The 5,625-nt window shown below is 62.0% G+C and carries 7 protein-coding genes and 1 pseudogene; all 8 read right to left on the bottom strand.

The annotated features are described in order from the left end of the window. Positions 1–831 (bottom strand): MlaA family lipoprotein (locus tag ACRXB1_RS28870; RefSeq protein WP_449493971.1); only part of this gene is annotated, 831 nt, incomplete at its 3' end. Positions 832–931: 100 nt separating this feature from the next. Further along, positions 932–1,504, bottom strand: a complete 573-nt coding sequence (gene mlaD, locus ACRXB1_RS28865) for an outer membrane lipid asymmetry maintenance protein MlaD (protein WP_449493970.1) — start codon at positions 1,502–1,504, stop codon at positions 932–934. Positions 1,505–1,598: 94 nt separating this feature from the next. After that, entirely contained in the window at positions 1,599–2,366 is a 768-nt protein-coding gene (mlaE, locus tag ACRXB1_RS28860) for a lipid asymmetry maintenance ABC transporter permease subunit MlaE (protein ID WP_056355557.1), read from the bottom strand. Continuing rightward, positions 2,363–3,181 carry an ABC transporter ATP-binding protein gene (locus ACRXB1_RS28855; RefSeq protein WP_062168109.1) on the bottom strand — a complete coding sequence of 273 codons (819 nt, stop codon included), beginning with the start codon at positions 3,179–3,181 and terminating at the stop codon, positions 2,363–2,365. Before ACRXB1_RS28855 ends, mlaE begins: the two co-directional genes overlap by 4 nt. Before the next feature lie 117 nt (positions 3,182–3,298). Continuing rightward, positions 3,299–4,369: a thiamine phosphate synthase gene (gene thiE, locus ACRXB1_RS28850; protein ID WP_449493969.1), complete on the bottom strand. Its 1,071-nt coding sequence runs from the start codon at positions 4,367–4,369 to the stop codon at positions 3,299–3,301. Continuing rightward, on the bottom strand, positions 4,366–5,178 hold the full coding sequence (locus tag ACRXB1_RS28845; protein WP_056355552.1) for a thiazole synthase: 813 nt from the start codon (positions 5,176–5,178) through the stop codon (positions 4,366–4,368). The genes thiE and ACRXB1_RS28845 overlap by 4 nt, the downstream gene beginning before the upstream one ends. Before the next feature lie 21 nt (positions 5,179–5,199). Next, positions 5,200–5,397 carry a sulfur carrier protein ThiS gene (gene thiS / locus ACRXB1_RS28840; protein WP_075358633.1) on the bottom strand — a complete coding sequence of 66 codons (198 nt, stop codon included), beginning with the start codon at positions 5,395–5,397 and terminating at the stop codon, positions 5,200–5,202. Positions 5,398–5,405: 8 nt separating this feature from the next. After that, a pseudogene (locus ACRXB1_RS28835) lies at positions 5,406–5,625 on the bottom strand (FAD-dependent oxidoreductase); the annotation flags it as partial.

Below are 5,625 nucleotides of genomic sequence, written 5' to 3'. Positions count from 1 at the left end.
TGAAGCCGCTTGCGGCGCCGATGCCGAGCCTGCCGGCGGCGACGCCAATACACCTGAAGCAGCTCCCGCGCCTGCCGGCGCATTTACGTCGTCATATTTCGGTAGCGGCTCGTTGCCCGTGTCGCCGTAATCCGGAACGGCCGTGTTGTCCTGATTGCCGAGCAGATACTGACGGCGCTGAAGGTACGCATTGCGGACGAACGAGTATTTGTCGAGCGCGGCGTCAGCCAGTACGTCGCTTGCGCCGAGCAGGTTCGCACGCGTGTTCACCAGTTCCACACCAAACAGCGTCGTGCGGAACCAGGTCGGATCGACATAACTCGTCACGTTGCCGAAATAGTCAACCACCGTACCGGCCGTATCCCTTACCGTGCTCGGTCCGAGCAGCGGCAACACGACGTAAGGACCCGACGGCACGCCATAGTGGCCAAGCGTCAAGCCGAAATCCTGATTGTGCTTGGGCAAGCCCGCGACGCTCGCCACGTCGAAGAGACCCGCCACGCCGAAGATCGAGTTCATCACCACGCGCATGATGTCCGACACGCCGTCCGCAATCCGCAACTGCACGAGATTGTTCGCGGCCGTGTAGATATCGCCGATATTGCCAAAGAAGTTCGTCACGCTGTCGCGCACCGGCTGCGGCGTGATGAACACATAACCCTTCGCAATCGGCTTGAGCGCGACCTGGTCGATCTTGTCGTTGATCGTGAACATCGTCCGGTTATAGCTTTCGAACGGATCGCCCTTCGTGGGCGTGGTCACAGTCGCGCACCCGGCAAGCACCGCCACCGCGAGCACCACGGCCGCGTTCTTTACGCGCATTGCCTGCATTTTGTTCTTCTCCTTATTGTCGCTGACCCGAAGGCTGGCTCGCACTGCGAAATATGCCTGCCTTCGGCTGCCTGAATTTTGCCGGATCAATAAGTCCGGATCATTGACCTGCAGCGCTTGCGCCCATTGCGCTAGCCGCGCCCGGGAACGACGGAGCTGCGGGCGTTGCAGCGGCTGGCGCTCCAGCGCCAGGCGATGCCGGCTTGGATGCGCCCGAATCCGCCGCCTTGTTGTACAGGAACTGCCCGATCAGGTTCTCGAGAACCACGGCCGATTGCGTCATCGAAATCGTGTCGCCGCTCTTGAGCATCTGGTCGTCGCCGCCTGGCTCGAGCCCGATGTACTGTTCGCCGAGCAAGCCCGACGTCAGGATCTTCGCCGACGAATCCTTAGGAAACTGATACTGCTTGTCGATATCGATCGTGACCTGCGCCTGATACGTATTCTGGTCGAAGCCGATATTCGCAACACGGCCCACCGTCACGCCCGCGCTTTTCACCGGCGCACGCGGCTTCAATCCGCCGATATTGTCGAACTTCAGCTTGACCGGATAGGTCGGCTGAAACGACATTGCGTTCATATTGCCGGCCTTCAGTGCAAGGAATAACAGCGCCACGAAACCCAGCACCACGAAGAGGCCGACCCAAAAGTCGAGAGCAGCAGTCTTTTTCATCGTCTTCCCAAAGAATCTTGTCGCAGTTTTTTGCGTGAAGGTCTGTGCCCTTCACAACGTCTGCGACCCGGTAATCGGGCCGCAGGCCGAAACGTCAGTTGAACATCAGCGCGGTCAGCAAAAAGTCCAGTCCGAGCACGGCAAGAGACCCGTACACAACCGTTTTTGTGGTCGCGCGCGATACGCCTTCCGGCGTGGGCTGCGCTTCGTAGCCCTGGAACAGCGCGATGAACGTGACCGCAAAGCCGAACACAATGCTCTTGATCACGCCGTTGCCGACGTCGCTCCAGACATCCACGCCGCCCTGCATCTGCGACCAGAACGCACCGGAATCCACGCCGATCATCAGCACGCCCACTACATATCCGCCGAAAATGCCGACCGCGCTGAAAATAGCCGCCAGTACCGGCATGGCGATGATCCCGGCCCAGAAACGCGGCGCCACGACCACCTTGAGCGGATCGACGGCCATCATTTCCATGGCGGTGAGTTGCTCACCCGCCTTCATCAGGCCGATTTCCGCCGTCAGCGACGTTCCCGCGCGGCCGGCAAACAACAGGGCCGTGACCACGGGACCGAGTTCACGCACGAGCGACAGCGCCACCAGCAGCCCAAGTGCTTGCTCGGAGCCGTACCGGTTGAGGGTTAGATAGCCCTGCAAACCCAGCACGAAGCCGACGAACAAGCCCGACACGCCGATAATCAGCAGCGAATAATTGCCGACGAAGTGGATCTGTTTCGTGACAAGGCGCGGGCGGCGCAGCAACGGAAAGAATTCGACGACCAGGCGCAGGAACATGCGCGTCGCGTATCCGATCGTGCCGAAGCTGCCGAGCACCGAGCGTCCGATGGCGCTGATCATGCCTTTGCTCCGATACCAAAGTCCGCCGCGAGCGGCGTCGTGCTTGGATAGTGAAATTTGAAGGGACCGTCGGGCGCGCCGTCGATGAATTGCCGCACCGAGGGTTCCTGCGACGCCCGCAATTCCGCCGGCGTGCCTTCCGCCAGAATCCCGCCGTTCGCGATGAAATACACGTAATCGGCAATGGCGAACGACTCCGGCACATCGTGCGTGACGAGAATGGACGTGGCGCCCAGCGCGCTGTTCAACGTGCGGATGAGGTTGGCCGTAATGCCGAGCGAGATGGGATCGAGGCCGGCGAACGGTTCGTCGTACATCATCAGTTCGGGGTCGAGCGCGATCGCGCGGGCAAGCGCCACGCGGCGCGCCATACCGCCCGATATCTCCGATGGCGACAGATCCCGCGCACCGCGAAGCCCGACCGCATTGAGCTTCATCAGCACGAGGTCACGCAGCAGTTCCTCGGGAAGATCGGTGTGTTCCCGTAACGGGAACGCGACATTGTCGAAAACAGTCTGGTCGGTGAAGAGCGCGCCGAACTGGAACAGCATGCCCATTTTCCGGCGCAATTCGTAGAGGCCGTCGCGCGTCTGCGCGCCGACGTCCTTGCCGCCGAAAAGCACCTGGCCTTTTTGCGCCTTCACAAGTCCGCCGATCAGGCGCAGCACGGTCGTCTTGCCACAGCCGGAGCCGCCCATGACGGCCACGACCTGACCGCGCTTGAAGCGCATGTTGAGTTTCGACAGGATGAGCCGGTCGCCGTAGCCGAAATCGACGTCGCGAAGCTCTAGCAAAGTCTCGGGAGAAGCTGACACAGGGGCTGACAATCCTTTTACGCAAGGGGCCGAATTATAGGGCCCGTGCGCTTGCAGCGACGTGACGGTCCCTTTCGACTGATCAAAACAAATGAAGTTTTTTCCGATTCGGCTGCATTATCGCGCGAATTCCTGTTGCAGCGCAGAAATGGCGGACGCGAGCTCTGGCGCCTCTGTAATGGCGCGAACGACTGCTGCGCTTCCTACACCGGTCGACAGCACTTGCTGCAGCACGGAACCATTCACGCCGCCAATTGCAACAAGCGGAACAATGCCGTCGAGCAAGCGCACATATCGTGCCAGACGCGACAAACCTTGCGGCGCGGTTGGCATGACCTTGGTCGTTGTCGGAAATACCGCACCAAGCGCAAGGTAGCTTGGTTTGAAATGCAGCGCCTTCAGCATTTCGTAGTAACCGTGCGTCGATAGCCCGAGGCGCAGCCCGGCTTCTGCGATGGCGTTCAGGTCGGCCGTATCGACGTCTTCCTGCCCAAGGTGGACGCCGTAAGCGCCGGCGCGGACCGCTGCCTGCCAATGATCGTTGATGAACAACTGGGCGTCATGTTTGGCGCCCGCAGCCATCGCACGCTCGATTTCCTGCTTCAAATCACCAGAATCGGCCGATTTACGGCGCAATTGCACCGTCCTCACTCCGTGGTCCAGAACCTGTTCAACCCATTCCGCGCTTGGCAGCACGGCGTACAGGCCCAGCCGGTCCGGGCAATGCGGGAAGGGCTTCGACGGTGCGGACGGCAAATTTGCCACCTTCGGGAAGGTGTAAAAGTCCACGGGCCAGGCATCGAGTTCGTCCAGGTTCGATGGGCGCCAGGCGAGCGCCAGCACAAGCGCGTCGTGCGGCTCGAATCCGCAATCCAGGAACGCGGCCAATGCTGCGAGCCAGTCGTCCGACCATTCGCCATTGAGCGCGTATTCCACGCCATCGAGCTGCAGCGTCGCGTGGCCCGCGGTGGCTGCCAGCAAGCCCACGCCATCCGCCGCCTCTGCGGAGGAACCGCAGCCCACGACCAAATCCCCCTTCAGCGGACGATCCGGCGCGCTCAAGCAAATCCGCCATTGCTTCGATGCCGCCGGCCAGTCCCCCAGGCGCCGGCGAATTCGCTCGGCGGCTTCCAGGAGTTCGTCGGCGGGTGGCCAGAATATTTCTCGATCCTGCGACAACAAACTCATGCAGCACTCCCGTCTTGATGCCAGAACGGCATGCCGACAACCGGCGTGCTCGCCTGCGCGCTATCGCGCTCGGCCATTGGACCTGCCAGATAGGCCATCCGCCCCGCCTCGACGCCCAGCGCAAACGCGCGGGCCATCTGCGGCGGAAACGTGGCCTGCGAGACGGCCGTGTTCAGCAACACGCCGTCGAAACCCCATTCCATTACCTGACACGCATGCGACGGCACGCCCAGACCGGCATCGACGATAAGCGGCACATCCGGCAACCGCTCACGCAACGTGCGCAATCCGTAGGGGTTCGTCACGCCCTTCCCCGTGCCGATCGGCGCGCCCCACGGCATCAGCGCCTCGCAGCCGACATCGAGCAGACGCCGGCCGATCACCAGGTCCTCCGTGCAATACGGCAGCACCTTGAAGCCTTCGCGGATCAGTATTCCGGCGGCCTCGACCAGGCCAATCGGGTCGGGCTGAAGCGTGTAGTCGTCGCCGATGAGTTCGAGCTTGAGCCAGGGGGTATCGAAGAGTTCGCGCGCCATTCGCGCTGTGGTGAGCACTTCGTCCACCGTCTGGCAGCCCGCTGTGTTCGGCAGCAATGCGACGCCGTGGCGCTTCAAGACATCGAAAAAACCGGCTTCACCCGTGTTCGACTGGCGCCGCAATGCGACGGTGACCATGCCGGGACGGGCGGCATCGATGGAATCCGACAGCGATTGCAACGACGGATAGCGCGAGGTCCCCAGCAATACGCGGCTCGGGAAAGACGTGCCGTAGAGCGTGAGGGTATCGGCGGTGGTGATCGTGGAGGTCATGATCGATCCTTTTATGAATGCTCAGCCGCCGGCGACCGGCGAGACAATATCGAGTTTGTCGCCGGCATTGAGCGCCTTCGATGCATGCTCGCCGCGCGCCACGAACTCGCCGTTCAGGGCCACGGCGAACGGCGGTTTTGCGCCGAAAGCGGCGAGCGCGTCGGTGACGGTGGCGGCATCGGAGACGGAAAACGGTTGTTGATTGATGTGAATGTTCATGATGAATCTCAAAGCACGGACGCCGGGTGTTCGCAGCGCAGCAACGCGGACCAGCGGGCCTGCTGGCGCCAGTCATCGAAGGAATCGGGGTTATTGATCGCGCCGCCGAGCAACGCTTCGGCGAGCGCGCGGGCGGTGTCCGCGACTTCGGGCACGATCATGTAGCCGTGCCGGTATAAACCATTCACGCGCAAGGTTCGTGCGCCGTCCCAGACAACCGCCGGCCGG

The organism is Caballeronia sp. M23-90 (assembly GCF_053574605.1).
This window is presented reverse-complemented; position numbering and strand designations above follow the sequence as displayed.